The 14,190-nt window shown below is 51.4% G+C and carries 10 protein-coding genes and 2 tRNA genes; 10 read left to right on the forward strand and 2 right to left on the reverse strand.

Annotation, left to right across the window (positions count from 1 at the left end):
- Window positions 1-89 precede the first annotated feature (89 nt).
- On the reverse strand, window positions 90-1,127 hold the full coding sequence (gene asnA, locus HMPREF9141_RS08415; protein ID WP_040555002.1) for an aspartate--ammonia ligase: 1,038 nt from the start codon (window positions 1,125-1,127) through the stop codon (window positions 90-92).
- Window positions 1,128-1,584: 457 nt separating this feature from the next.
- Between asnA and HMPREF9141_RS08420 the strand changes: the two genes are divergently transcribed.
- The 4 genes from HMPREF9141_RS08420 to HMPREF9141_RS08435 all read left to right on the forward strand — a co-directional run bounded on the left by HMPREF9141_RS08420 (window position 1,585) and on the right by HMPREF9141_RS08435 (window position 6,800).
- Window positions 1,585-1,658, forward strand: a tRNA-Arg gene (locus HMPREF9141_RS08420).
- A 177-nt stretch (window positions 1,659-1,835) separates the two neighbouring features.
- Window positions 1,836-3,014 (forward strand): dicarboxylate/amino acid:cation symporter, encoded by a 1,179-nt coding sequence (locus HMPREF9141_RS08425; RefSeq protein ID WP_007368258.1) that lies wholly within the window; start codon window positions 1,836-1,838, stop codon window positions 3,012-3,014.
- Window positions 3,015-3,160: 146 nt separating this feature from the next.
- Window positions 3,161-4,384 carry a peptidase T gene (gene pepT, locus HMPREF9141_RS08430; RefSeq protein ID WP_007368259.1) on the forward strand — a complete coding sequence of 408 codons (1,224 nt, stop codon included), beginning with the start codon at window positions 3,161-3,163 and terminating at the stop codon, window positions 4,382-4,384.
- 145 nt (window positions 4,385-4,529) lie between these two features.
- Complete coding sequence (locus HMPREF9141_RS08435; protein ID WP_007368260.1) at window positions 4,530-6,800, forward strand: cation:proton antiporter; 2,271 nt, start codon at window positions 4,530-4,532, stop codon at window positions 6,798-6,800.
- A gap of 118 nt (window positions 6,801-6,918) precedes the next feature.
- Here HMPREF9141_RS08435 and HMPREF9141_RS08440 read toward each other — a convergent pair.
- Window positions 6,919-6,992 (reverse strand) — tRNA-Met (locus HMPREF9141_RS08440).
- 331 nt (window positions 6,993-7,323) lie between these two features.
- Here HMPREF9141_RS08440 and HMPREF9141_RS08445 point away from each other — a divergent pair.
- The 6 genes from HMPREF9141_RS08445 (at window position 7,324) to HMPREF9141_RS08470 (ending at window position 14,119) form a co-directional block, all read left to right on the forward strand.
- Window positions 7,324-7,716 (forward strand): START-like domain-containing protein, encoded by a 393-nt coding sequence (locus HMPREF9141_RS08445; protein ID WP_007368263.1) that lies wholly within the window; start codon window positions 7,324-7,326, stop codon window positions 7,714-7,716.
- A 375-nt stretch (window positions 7,717-8,091) separates the two neighbouring features.
- The gene (locus HMPREF9141_RS08450) at window positions 8,092-10,014 is read left to right on the forward strand and encodes an LptF/LptG family permease (RefSeq protein ID WP_007368265.1); all 1,923 of its coding nucleotides are present in this window, start codon (window positions 8,092-8,094) and stop codon (window positions 10,012-10,014) included.
- A gap of 24 nt (window positions 10,015-10,038) precedes the next feature.
- A complete protein-coding gene (locus HMPREF9141_RS08455) occupies window positions 10,039-11,244 on the forward strand; it encodes a bifunctional 3,4-dihydroxy-2-butanone-4-phosphate synthase/GTP cyclohydrolase II (protein WP_007368266.1) in 1,206 nt (401 codons plus the stop codon).
- Between the two features lie 450 nt (window positions 11,245-11,694).
- Window positions 11,695-12,270 (forward strand): ATPase, encoded by a 576-nt coding sequence (locus tag HMPREF9141_RS08460; protein WP_007368267.1) that lies wholly within the window; start codon window positions 11,695-11,697, stop codon window positions 12,268-12,270.
- Window positions 12,260-12,442, forward strand: a complete 183-nt coding sequence (locus tag HMPREF9141_RS08465) for a DUF8506 family protein (RefSeq protein ID WP_007368268.1) — start codon at window positions 12,260-12,262, stop codon at window positions 12,440-12,442. The genes HMPREF9141_RS08460 and HMPREF9141_RS08465 overlap by 11 nt, the downstream gene beginning before the upstream one ends.
- Before the next feature lie 354 nt (window positions 12,443-12,796).
- Window positions 12,797-14,119: a hypothetical protein gene (locus HMPREF9141_RS08470; RefSeq protein WP_257009591.1), complete on the forward strand. Its 1,323-nt coding sequence runs from the start codon at window positions 12,797-12,799 to the stop codon at window positions 14,117-14,119.
- The last annotated feature ends 71 nt before the right edge of the window (window positions 14,120-14,190 follow it).

Genomic DNA, 14,190 nt, shown 5'->3' on the forward strand with positions numbered 1-14,190 from the left:
TAATTGATACATGGAAGCTATGGTTACTTTTCAGGGGAATCACGGTATTCACTCCCCTCTCCATTCGGAGAGGGGCTGGGGGTGAGGCTTTATATCAACCCCATCCCCACCTCCTCACATTCTTTCCGCATCTCTTCCGGCCAGATGCTGGCCTGTATCTCTCCGATATGTGCTTTATGCAGCAGGATCATGCAGAGGCGGCTCTGTCCGATGCCGCCGCCGATACTCAGCGGCAGCCTGCCGGCAAGCAGCTGCTGATGGAAGAAAAGGTGCTTGCGCTCCTCCTGTCCTTCAAGACCCAGCTGGCGGAGCAGTGCCTGCCTGTCCACACGGATGCCCATAGACGACAGTTCGATGCTATGTCCGAGGACCGGATACCAGACAAGGATGTCGCCGTTCAGCCCCGTCTTTCCGTCTTCAGCTATGGTGGACCAGTCGTCGTAATCGGCTGCACGCCCGTCATGTTTCTCCCCGTTGCTTAGCTTGCATCCGATTCCTTCGATGAATACAGCACCGTATTCTCTGCTTATGGCATCCTCGCGTTCCTTGGCGGTCATCGTAGGATATTTGTCCAGCAGTTCCTGTGCATGGATGAAGTGTATCTCTTCCGGAAGGAACGGTTCCAGCTCGGGATAGGTTTCACAGGCAAGAAACTCCGTACGGAGGATGGCCGCATAGATGCGCCGGACGACACGTTCCAGATAGCAGCGTGTCCTGTCGTTTTCCGTAATGACCGCTTCCCAGTCCCACTGATCCACGTACAGCGAATGGAGGTTGTCCAGTTCCTCGTCGGCACGGATGGCATTCATGTCGGTATAAATGCCATAGCCCGGCTGTATCTCGTAGTCGGCCAGTGTCAGCCGCTTCCATTTCGCCAGCGAGTGTACCACTTCTGCCCATGCCTCTCCCATATCCTTGATGGGGAAGGAAACCGGCCGCTCGATGCCGTTCAGGTCGTCATTGATGCCCAGACCGGTCTGTACGAACAGCGGTGCCGTGACGCGGCTCAGCCGCAGTTCGGTAGCTAAATTCTGCTGGAAGAAATCTTTTATCAGTTTTATCCCCTGTTCGGTCTGGTGCTTGTCGAGCACCGCTTTGTAGCCTTTTGGCTTTATCAATCGGCTCATGACCATTCCTTTCTGTTTGTCTGCTTGTTTCTTTAATTGTCTGCAAAGTTATAGAATAATTGTCATATTGGCGAAGAATGTCCTGCTGAATGTTGCAGGAATGTATGGAAACCGTCATTTTTTGTGTCTTTCTGACATTTCTGGCATCTTCGTCGGCAATGCTCCTTGCGAGGGAGAAGGTGTGAAATCGGTGTGTAAGACTTTGTGTGGGAATGTTGTGTGGTAGAATGTTATGTGGTGGAGAATGTCGTGTAGCGGTATGTTATGTAGCGGAATGTCGTGTGTGGTGGTATATTGTGTGGTGAAATATTATGTGGGAGTTTTCAGAGGGATTGCGGGAGCTTATTGGGAAATTGTAGGTGAAATTGTGGTTGGAATCAAAATCTTTAGCAAGAATGTTTGCTGTTCGTTTGGTATTCTGCAAACTTTACCGTACCTTTGCAACCGTTATCAGGCAGGCTCCGTAGCTCAGCTGAATAGAGTGTCAGATTCCGGTTCTGAAGGTCCAGGGTTTGAATCCCTGCGGAGTCACTATAAGGGCGGGACTTCTTTTTAGAAGGGATCTCTAATACGAAAGGATAGGGACGGGTTCTCCTCCCGCACAGATTCACAGATTGTTAACAAAGGATGTATGGTTTTACTGTCCATCCTTTTTTGTTTTACCGAATTAGCATCGAAGACGACTAATTCATTTTTAAAAGACAGAGCATGGAAAAGAAATTCAAGATCGGACTGCTTCCACGCGTCATCATAGCCATACTTCTCGGACTGTTTCTTGGCTATTACCTTCCGGCACTTGCCGTAAGGCTGTTTCTGACTTTCAACAGTATCTTCAGCCAGTTCCTTGGCTTTATGATTCCGCTGATCATCATCGGGCTGGTTACTCCGGCCATTGCAGGCATCGGAAAGGGGGCCGGGAAACTGCTGCTTGTGACGGTTGTCATCGCCTATGTCGATACGATCGTGGCTGCCGGTCTGTCCTACGGGACAGGTACATGGCTGTTCCCGTCTATGATCGCTTCGACGGGAGGCAGCATACCGCATATTGACAAAGCGACCGAACTGGCACCTTATTTCTCCATTACCATTCCTGCCATGGTCGACGTGATGAGCAGTCTGGTTTTCTCGTTCATCGTCGGTCTGAGCATTGCATACGGAGGTCTGCGTACGATGGAGAGCCTTTTCAATGAGTTCAAGACCGTTATAGAGAAAGTGATCGAGAGAGCCATCATCCCGCTCCTGCCGCTTTATATCTTCGGCGTGTTTCTCAACATGACGCACAACGGACAGGCACGGCAGGTGCTGCTGGTATTCTCGCAGATCATCATCGTGATCCTTGTGCTGCATGTCCTCATCCTCGTCTATGAGTTCTGTCTTGCCGGTGCTGTCGCAAGGCGAAATCCTTTCCGGATGTTGTGGACGATGCTGCCTGCCTACCTGACAGCCCTGGGGACCAGCTCGTCGGCGGCGACCATCCCTGTGACCCTGAAGCAGACAGAGGAGAACGGCGTAAGCAAGGAAGTCGCCGGATTTGTCGTTCCACTCTGTGCCACGATCCACCTCAGCGGCAGTGCCATGAAGATTACGGCGTGTGCCCTGACAATCTGTCTGCTGACAGGACTGCCGCATGGACTGGGACTTTTTACCTATTTTATCCTCATGCTCGCCATTATCATGGTGGCCGCCCCGGGTGTGCCCGGAGGTGCCATCATGGCTGCCCTGGCTCCTTTGGCGAGCATCCTGGGCTTTAACGATGAGGCACAGGCCTTGATGATCGCCCTGTACATCGCCATGGACAGCTTCGGTACGGCCTGCAACGTGACAGGCGACGGAGCCATTGCTGTCGCCGTGGACAAGTTCTTCGGCAGGAAACGGATGGGGGGATGACGGTGGAAAGACGCTCCGGTGGACAGACCGTGCCGGCCCTCCTGCTAATAAGAAATCATAAAAACAGACTGTGAAAGTAGTATCATTAGGCTTTTTCGGAATTAAATCGTATCTTTGCAAGCATACAACTAAATATCCGTAACATCATGGAAATAGTAGAAAGATTTATCAACTACACCAAGTTTGACACACAGTCGGCTGAAGACTCAGAGACTGTTCCCAGTACGCCGAAGCAGCTTGTCTTTGCGAAATATCTCAAGGAGGAACTTGAACGGGAAGGACTGAAAGACGTCGAGATGGACGAGATGGGCTACATTTATGCTACGCTCCCCGCCAATACGAAGAAGAAGGTACCGACAATCGGGTTCATCTCTCACTATGACACTGCGCTTGATGCCAGCGGTGCCAATATCAAAGCACGGATCATCGAGCACTATGATGGAGGCGAAATACAGTTGAATCCTGATATGGTCAGTTCCCCGCGGATGTTCCCGGAACTGCTGGACCATAAGGGAGAAGACCTTATCGTCACTGACGGGACGACACTGCTGGGGGCTGACGACAAGGCAGGTATCGCCGAGATTGTACAGGCGATGTGCTTCCTCCGTGACCATGATGAAATCAAGCATGGAGACATCCGGGTCGGCTTCAATCCGGATGAAGAAATCGGCAAGGGTGCGCATCACTTCGATGTGGAGAAGTTCGGCTGTGAGTGGGGATATACGATTGACGGCGGTGACCTGGGAGAACTTGAATACGAGAATTTCAATGCGGCAGGTGCCAAGGTGCTGATTCATGGCGTAAGTGTCCATACGGGCTATGCCAAGGGAAAGATGGTGAATGCCAGCCGTCTGGCTTGTGAGTTCAATGACATGATTCCGGAGACGGAAATCCCTGAACAGACGGAAGGTTACCAGGGATTCTACCATCTTCTCGGCATTGACAGCCGCTGTGAAGAGGCAAAGCTCAGTTATATCATCCGTGACCATGACCGCAGCCATTTCGAAGAGCGGAAGCGTTTTATGGAGAACTGCGTGAAGAAGATGAACGAGAAGTATGGAAAAGGGACGGTTGAACTGAAGCTGAACGACCAGTACTACAACATGAAGGAGAAGATCGACCCCAACATGCACGTCGTCGAACTGGTGCTCCGTGCCATGCAGCAGGCCAATGTCGCTCCGAAGGTGCAGCCGATCCGCGGCGGTACGGACGGTGCGCAGCTGTCGTTCAAGGGACTTCCCTGTCCGAACATCTTCGCCGGCGGAGTCAACTTCCATGGCCCTTACGAGTTTGTCTCGGTACAGGTCATGGAGAAAGCCATGCAAGTCATCGTCAACATCTGCCGGCTGACAGCCGAGTTTAATGATTGAGTTGAGGATATAGAGGAGTTAAGGAGGTTAAAGGAGTTTTGTCCCGCCAGTACATCGGACACGGTGTTGGCTCAACTCTTTTGTCTTCCTTGACTCCTCCTGTACCCTCTGACTCTGCCCTAACTCTCCCCCAATTCCCCGATTCATGTCCGAACTTCCTTCACTGGTCAAAGACCTCGCCCTCATACTCGTTGTAGCAGGATTCGTAACACTTGTTTTCAAGAAACTCAGGCAGCCATTGGTGCTGGGGTATATCGTGGCAGGATTTCTCGTGTCGCCTCACATGCCCTATCTGATGAGTGTCGTGGACAAAGCCGATATACAGACATGGGCTGACATCGGGGTCATCTTCCTGCTGTTCTCATTGGGGCTTGACTTCTCCGTGAAAAAGATTCTCAAGACGGGAGTAGCCCCTGTCATTGCGGCCTGTACCATTCTCTTCTGTATGATGACGCTGGGTGTTGTCGTCGGTTACAGCTTCGGGTGGAAAGAGATGGACTGTATCTTTCTGGGCGGCATGCTCGCCATGAGTTCCACCACCATTATCTATAAGGCTTTTTCTGATATGGGGCTCACACAGAAGGGCTTTGCCAATACGGTCATGAGCGTACTGATCCTGGAGGATATCCTCGCCATCGTCATGATGGTAATGCTCAGTACGGTAGCCAGCGGTGCCAGCCCTGACGGCGCACAGGTGGTCGGCAGCATCTTTAAAATCGCCTTCTTCCTTGTGCTGTGGTTTGTCGTTGGGCTCTTTGTCATTCCGCTCTTTCTTCGTTCCGTCCGCAAGATACTCAATAGCGAGACATTGCTGATTGTGGCGTTGGGGTTCTGCTGCCTGATGGCCGTCATTTCCACACAGGTAGGATTCAGTGCCGCCTTCGGCGCCTTTGTCATGGGAAGCATTCTGGCGGAGACCGTTGAAGCAGACAAGATTATCCGGCTTGTAGATCCCGTGAAAAACCTCTTCGGCGCCATCTTCTTCGTCTCTGTGGGAATGCTGGTCAATCCGAAGGTACTTGTAGACTATGCTGTCCCCATCTTTCTGCTCGTCCTGACCATCCTTGCTGGACAGGCGGTATTCGGGACTTTGGGCTATCTGCTTGGCGGACAGACACTCAAGAACGCCATGCGCTGCGGATTCTCGATGGCACAGGTGGGCGAGTTTGCCTTTATCATCGCTTCATTGGGCCTGTCCCTGCACGTCATCAGCGATTTCCTCTATCCGGTCGTCGTAGCCGTGTCGGTTCTTACCACTTTCCTCACGCCGTATATGATCCGTGCGGCGGAGCCTTGTTATGACCTCCTCATCAAGCACCTCCCCAGGCAATGGGTGCGCCGTCTCACGCATATTCAGAATGAACCTTCCGGTGAAAACGCCTCCGCCGACAGTCATTGGAAGGAGCTGGGCAGGAAGATGCTGCTCAATACGATCATCTACGGTATCCTCTCCTCGGCTGTCATCGCCGTCATGTTCTCAACGGTGCTCCCTGTATGCAGACATTTCTCTTTAGAATGGACAGGCAGCCACTGGCCGGGCAATGCCGTGTGTGGTCTCTTCACGGTGGCTCTCATCTCGCCGTTCTTGCGTTCCATCGTCATGAAGCAGAATCATTCAGAGGCTTTCAAGACTTTATGGACGAGCCGGCGCATCAACCGGCTGCCGCTGACAGCTACGATTCTTGCCCGCATTGTTATTGCCGTCGGTTTCATCTTCTACATCTGCAATTATCTTACACGGTTCCAGAATGCACTGATGATAGCCATGGCCGTAGGCATACTGGTACTGATGCTTCTCTCCCGCCGGCTCAAAAAACGTAGCATCACACTGGAACGGTTGTTCATCGAAAATCTCCGGAGCCGCGACATCAGGGCACAGGTCCAGGGAAAAAGAAAACCGCTTTTTGCGGATCATCTGATAGATCGGGACATTCATATCGCCAATCTTGAACTGCCGGAGGACTCTCTCTGGGCAGGGAAACCGCTCAGCAGCCTGAAGCTCCGCAACCGTTTCGGTGTACACGTCAGCAGCATTCTCCGGGGAGCACACCGTATCAACATCCCGAATGGCAATACCATCCTTTTTCCCGGTGACAAGTTGCAGACGATCGGTGATGATGAACAGCTGACGATGCTTTCCCATGCCATGAAGGAGGAATTGCAGCCGGAAGACACAGAGATAGAGAAGCGGGAGATGAAACTACGGAGCTTCACTCTTTCCCGAGAAAGCCCTTTTATCGGTAAGACGCTCAAAGACAGCGGTATCCGTGATCAGTATAACTGTATGGTAGTGGGGGTGGACGAAGGGCAGAAGAACCTTACCCTCGTCACACCTTCCCGCTGTCTGCAGGCCGGGGATGTGCTGTGGGTTGTGGGGGAACAATCCGACTTGGAGCGTATCATGGCATTAGGGTAGGGAATAGTGACTCTACTGAGCCTGAATAGTTTCGGAGAGGCTGTCCGATTGATGAATGGCCAAAAGCATATCTGTAAAAACAAAAAGGAGTTGCGGACAATCCGTAACTCCTTTTTCGTAGCGGGGGTGGGACCCGAACCCACGACCTCCGGATTATGAATCCGACGCTCTAACCAGCTGAGCTATCCCGCCATCCATGGTGCTTTCGTTCTCGAAAGCGGGTGCAAAGGTATGGAAAAAAAGTTAAGTCTGCAAATTTTGAATCATTTTTTTAGCGGATATACAGGAAAAAGTTTTATATTTGCAGGCGGCTGCTGTCTGCGGGGCTGGTTTCTGTCTTTCCGTAGAGCCGGATGAGCGGCTGCATGACGGGATGTACAGGGAATGTACCGTTGCGCCGGCAGGAGGGGCGGTGGCTGTCCTGCAAGGCCGGGACAGGTAGCGGGATGCCGGCAGGCCGGAGCGGACGGCCGGGGGAGAAGAGTTATAAAAATAATGAAAGAAAATGCAGAACATTTGAATAATGAGCAGGAAAATAGAGCTGGAATATGAGCTGAAGACCCGTTCGGGCAGTGCCGTGTGGACATTGATCAGTACGCCGGTCGGGTTGAAGAAATGGCTGGCCGACGATGTCTTCTTCGAGGAGAATGTAGCCACGTTCGTGTGGGGAGACCCGCTCCGCGAACATGAAACACATACGGCAATTGTGATGGAGATGGTGAAGAACAGTCATATACGACTGTATTGGGATGATTCGGACGACGATTCCTATTGGGAAATAAGGATGTTCCACAGTGAGATCGCCGGCAACTATCATCTCGGTATCACCGATTTCGCCGAGGACGGAGAGGCGGAAGATCTTGTCCGGATATGGAATCAGAACATAGACCGGCTGCACCGGATTACGGGAGTTTGAGGTTTGAGGTTTGAGGTTTGAGATTTGAGGTTTGAGATTTGAGGTTTCTGCAGGTCTGCTTTTTCTGTTTAAAGGCCGGAACGCTCTGCCTTTCTTTTCACGGCCTTGAGGGTTGCAGTCCGGTCTCATCAGCCCCTTCCGGAACATTGCCGGACAGGTTGCAGGGTGGCAGGCGGAGAATAAAAAAACGAAAAAAGACCATTACTCTGATATTTTTATGTACTTTTGCAGAAAGTAAGCTGCGTTCGGCAGAACGAAAGCTGTCTTTCTCCTGCACACGTTTGCCTTCCCTTTGCAGGAAGTGGGGCTGCACACGTTTGCAGCCAGTCTGTCTGTGTGCAAGGAAAAGGTGAGTAGTCAATTCTACATCGTCTCATGTTTCGGATCAGAAAATTAGATATATTCATAGCCAGGCAGTTTGGCATGCTCTTCGCCGGGACCTTCTTCATCAGTCTGTTCGTGCTGATGATGCAGTTCCTTTGGCGGTATGTCGACGACCTGATCGGCAAGGGACTGTCCGTGGATGTTCTCGGGCAGTTCTTCTGGTACATGAGTCTGATGATGGTACCTCAGGCGCTACCGCTGGCCATACTCCTTTCTTCCCTTATATCCTACGGCAACCTCGGCGAGAGTTCCGAGCTGACGGCCATCAGGTCGGCAGGCATCTCGCTGGTCCAGTCGTTCCGCGGCCTGATCGTCATCAGTGTCCTCATCGCCTGCGGTTCGTTCTATTTCCAGAACAACGTCGGGCCGAGCGCGCAGAAGCACATCGCCCAGCTGCTCATCTCCATGAAGCAGAAAAGTCCGGAGCTGGAGATACCCGAAGGGATCTTCTATGACGGCATCCCCAATACCAACCTCTATGTGGAGAAGAAAGACCTGAAGACGGGACACCTTTATAATATAATGGTGTATCGGATGACCGACAGCTATGAGGACCAGGCCATCATCCTGGCCGATTCGGGTATGCTTCAGTCGACGGCGGAGAAGAAGCACCTCGTGCTGAACCTGTGGAGCGGAGAGTGGTTCGAGAACATGCGCTCGCAGGAGATGGGCAACAGTGCCAGCGTCCCTTACCGCCGGGAGACATTCGCCCATAAGCACATCGTGCTCGACTTTGACGGCGACTTCAATCTCACTGACATGGCGGGGATCTCGAATGATGCCCGCACGAAGAGCATTACCCGTATACAACACGACAAGGATTCCCTGATTCATGTCTATGACAGTGTAGGGAAGGCGTATTATAAGGATGCGCAGGCGATTTACTATCCGTCGCCGAAGCTCACTCCTTCTGATGAGCGGAAGGCGGTCCGGATGGCCGCCGGAAAGGGTTTTGAGGTCGATTCGATGTTCAGCAGACTGCCTGCCGACCAGCGCCGGCAGGTCGTCGACCAGGCCTTGTCTACCGTCCAGCAGGAGGTAGGCGATCTGGAATTCAAGAGTCTGGTGACCGGCGACGGCGACAAACTGATCCGTCTGCACGACATCGAGACCATCAACAAGTTCACGCTGTCGCTGATCTGCATCATCTTCTTCTTCATCGGCGCACCGCTCGGTGCCATTATCCGCAAGGGCGGACTGGGCATCCCGATCATCGTCAGCGTCATCGTGTTCATCATCTTCTACATCCTCGACAATACCGGCTACCGTATGTCCCGGCAGGGCGACTGGGCGATCTGGTTCGGCAAAGGACTGTCGATGGCGGTGCTCATCCCGATGGCGGTGTTCTTCACCTACAAGGCAAACAACGACTCGGCGGTGTTCAATGCCGATCTGTACCTGAACCTGCTGCGGAGGATGTTCGGCCTGCGCATCAAACGGAGCATAGCCAGCAAAGAAGTGATACTGAACGATCCGGAGTACGGCAGGGATGCGGAACGGCTTCGGCATCTGAATGTGCAGATCGCCGAATATGCGAAGTCGCGCAACCTGACATCGCCGCCGAATGTGATAAAGGTGTTTTTCCGTTATCATGCCGACCATGTCATCGAGGGCATCAACGACGAGCTTGAGACCGTCATCGAAGATCTGGGCAACACGCGCGACAAGGTCATCATGACCGAGCTGAACCGTTACCCGGTACTGGCCGTGAAGGCGCATACGAGGCCTTTCGACCGCCGGTGGCTGAACATCCTTGCAGCCCTGATCCTGCCGGCAGGCATCTTCTTCTACTTCCGTATGTGGCGCTTCCGCCTGCGGCTCTACCGTGACCTCCGTACCATCGTCAGCTGCAATGACGTGGTGATTGCGGAGATAGAGTGGATGGAGAAGAGGGCTTCCGGCGGAAGAACCTGAAACACTCATAATCAGTAACAATATATGGAAGACTTTAAACTCGACAGCATCGAAGATGCTTTGAACGATTTCCGGGAGGGGAAGTTCGTCATTGTGGTAGACGACGAGGACCGCGAGAACGAGGGCGACCTCATCATGGCGGCGGAGAAGATCACGCCGGAGAAGGTGAACTTCATGCTGAAGAACGCCCGCGGCGTGCTTTGCGTGCCGATTACGCTCTCTCGCGCCGACGAGCTGGATCTGCCCCATCAGGTATCGGACAATACGTCCATGCTCGGTACGCCGTTCACGGTTACGGTAGACAAGCTGGAAGGCTGCACGACAGGCGTCTCCGCCCACGACCGTGCCGAGACCATCAGGGCACTGGCCGATCCGGACTCTACTCCCCAGACCTTCGGCCGGCCGGGACACATCAATCCGCTCTATGCGCAGGACAACGGCGTGCTGCGCCGCTCGGGGCATACCGAGGCGGCCGTCGACCTCTGCAAGCTGTCCGGCTGCTTCCCGGCCGGCGTGCTCATGGAGATCATGAACGAGGACGGCACCATGGCACGTATGCCGGACCTGCAGAAGCGTGCGAAGGAGTGGGGCATGAAGATCATCAGCATCAAGGACATCATTGCCTACCGTCTGAAGAAGGAGTCGAGCATCGAGGTGGGCGACGAGGTGGAGCTGCCCACGCAGTACGGCACTTTCCATCTGATTCCGTTCCGCCAGGCGAACGGACTGGAAAACATGGCACTCATCAAGGGTACGTGGAAGGAAGACGAGCCGGTGCTCGTGCGTGTACACTCTTCCTGTGCGACAGGCGACATTCTCGGCAGCCGGCGTTGCGACTGCGGCGAGCAGCTCCACAAGGCCATGCAGATGATCGAGAAGGAAGGAAAGGGCATTCTTATCTATATGCAGCAGGAAGGACGCGGCATCGGGCTGATGAACAAGATTGCCGCCTACAAACTGCAGGACGAGGGGCTCGACACCGTCGAGGCAAACATCCATCTCGGCTTCCGTCCTGACGAGCGCGACTACGGCTGCGGAGCGCAGATGCTGCGCCACCTCGGTGTACACAAGATGCGGCTGATGACCAACAACCCTACCAAGCGGGTCGGTCTGGAAGCCTACGGTCTGGAAATCACGGAGAATGTGCCCATTGAGATTGCCCCCAATAAGTTCGATTACCGTTATCTGAGAACAAAGCGCGACCGTATGGGACACGACCTGCATCTGTAAACCTCTCCGCCTTGGGGAGGGTGCATCAGGAGACAGACGCGCAGGCTGATGTCCTGAGCTGTAAGCGATGCTTCCATGGAAGCTAAGGAAAAGACCATTTCTTTACTCGATGGCGAGTACTGAACTGGTCTTTTCTTTTGCTGTCGGCATGGATGTGGGATGTGCTTTCTCTACAGAGCTTGTTTCCGTACAGGCCGGTTATACACCGCTTGCGTATGTCCTGTTGGGCAGGAAGGAGGCGGTATTCCCACTTCCAGCTCATGTACCGGTTTTAATCTTATTTCCATGCAGGATTTTAGTTGTAACCTGGATGATACGAAACTCTATAATCAATATGGTCTTACGTCAGATGAGATTATATTTATAGAACAGACCATCAGGCCAATGAATTAATTTCTTTTTTTATAGATTTTCTATCCATTATTTGTCGCTTTTGTTTATCTTTGCAATATGGTGAGACATCTCTATATCATTGCGGGGTGTAATGGATCGGGTAAGACCACGGCATCCATGACGATTTTGCCAAAGAGCCTTTTGGTGAAAGAGTTTGTCAATGCCGATGAGATTGCGAAAGGTCTGTCGCCTTTCAATCCGGAGGGGGTTGCCTTAGAAGCAGGCAGACTCATGCTGGAACGAATTGACTATCTGTTAGAACAAGGGGAATCCTTCTCCATTGAGACAACACTGGCAACAAAATCGTACATCAGACTCGTGGAGCGTGCCCAAGGCTTAGGGTATATGGTTCACCTCATTTTCTTCTGGTTGGAAACCCCGGAGCTGGCCGTCAACCGCGTTGCGGAAAGGGTGAGCAAAGGCGGACACAACATTCCCATAGAAGTTATAGAGCGACGATACAAGGCTGGCATTAACAATCTCTTCAAACTATTCATGGGCAAGGTAGATGTCTGGTCTGTCTATGACAATAGTCGGCAACCAAGAATATACTTGGCCACAGGTGGCAAGAATATCGGAACCATGGTATTAAATAAAAATAGGTTTTCAAAATTAATGCAATATGTTGGATAAAGAAATAAAGAACTATCTTGACGCATTGAACCAAGGCTTAGCCGAAGCCGAGAAGAAAATGCTGCAAGAAAAAGCTGCAAGGAATGAGGAGGTCGTTAACTGTGACGAAACAGGTGAAATTGTCAGAATCCCTGCCAAGCAAATCATTTCAGAGCACTCACAATATCTATAATAGTCATAAAACAATATGGCTCTATAACGGATCGTGTGGGTAATCCATCTCAAGCCCACACGTTATAAAGTAGATAGGGTGTCCAGTTTGATGTTCCGAAAAACAGATGCTGAAATCACCCATTAAGCTGTTGATACAATGCTCTGACATTTAACGTTTTAAGCAACGAAATAGTTCCTTAAAATTTGTACAACTCATTGATTTTTAGTAACTTTGTATGTAATTTTAAGATACGTAAATCAATGAAAAAGTTAGATTTTAACCAAGATAAGGAGTCGCTCCAGAAGGAGGTAAAACGTCTTCGTAAAGAGAACAAGAAACTTGCATCTCAAAAAGACAAGATCAAGGCTAAGTATGACAAGACCAAGAAGGAGCTTAAAAAAAAGACGCTCGGAAGATAACGTTGACCGGCGAACAAAGTCGATTACTCTCGAGCCTGTTTCCGGACACAGATTCCCTCTTATAGTCATTCAACTCTGCGTTCTGATCTACATGCGTACACCATGTGGGCTGCGGACAGTCGTGACTATCCTGGAGACCTTCGCCGAGCTGCTGGGTGATACATTCGGAAAGGTTCCGTGCTACAACACCGTAGAGAACCGGGTGAAGAAGCTTGAGCTCTCTGCCTATCAGGATGATCGGCCATGCAAGGATAAGAAATTTGCAATGGTCATAGACGAGAGCATTGCCATAAATGGACAGAAGCTTCTCTTGACTCTTGCAGTTCCTTCCGAGCATCAGAACCGCCCTGTAAGACACGAGGATGTCACGATTCTTGACATGTCGGTCAGCAAGGGCTTCAACGGCGATGATGTTCAAGGCAGAATAGAGGCGGCAGAGAAATCCGCAGGAAACACTCCCGATTACATCATAAGTGACAATGGGTACAATCTGGTCAAGGGCATCACCGGCTCCGGACATACACATCATGCAGACATCAGTCATTCCATGGGCGTGATTCTCAGGAATGTATATGAGAAGCAGTCTGATTTTGTGGAGTTTACAGCACTCCTTGGCAAGAAACGACTGCAGTATCATCTGACCGGCAAGGCATACTTGCTGCCACCCAACATGAGAGCCATATCACGGTTCATGAACATGTCTTCATGGGTGTCCTGGGGTAATGAAATGCTTGACCGTCATGACACGCTGCCGGAGAAAATGCAGGAAGCGTATGCCTTCATAAAGGATTATGAGTCCCTGTTAAGGGAACTACAGACGGTCATTTGTGCTGTAAGACACGTCGAGGCCACCTGCAAGAACGAAGGCTTCTCTGTCATGACAAGTAGGAAGTGCAAGTCCTACATCATTACTTACGTCTTAGGAAATGCGCATTCCCGACAGGCACGTGCTGGTATCAAGATGCTTGAATACTTCAACAGAGAAGAAGCACTTCTCACTGGTAACATGAGCATCAACTTATCATCCGACATCATCGAATCTACTTTTGGCATCTACAAGAGCAAGAAGTCACCGAACAAACTGTACGGCGTAACGTCTTTTGTTCTGACGATACCGTTGTATTCAAAAGTCGCGAACGAATCCGTTACAAAAACAATTAATTTCAAAGAGCGCATTGTAAATGTTAAACTGAAGGACATCTGTACTTGGTCAACCGAGCACCTGTCCAAAAACTGGGTTACAGAACGAACCAAAACGCTTAGGAAAGTAAGCTAAAATTGGTACAACGAACAGGACAGCCTATTTATCTGTATACAGGTTCAGAACGTTCTGTCTTCCCGTCCGTG

Source organism: Prevotella multiformis DSM 16608 (genome assembly GCF_000191065.1).
In the GTDB taxonomy this organism is placed as follows: Bacteria; Bacteroidota; Bacteroidia; order Bacteroidales; family Bacteroidaceae; genus Prevotella; species Prevotella multiformis.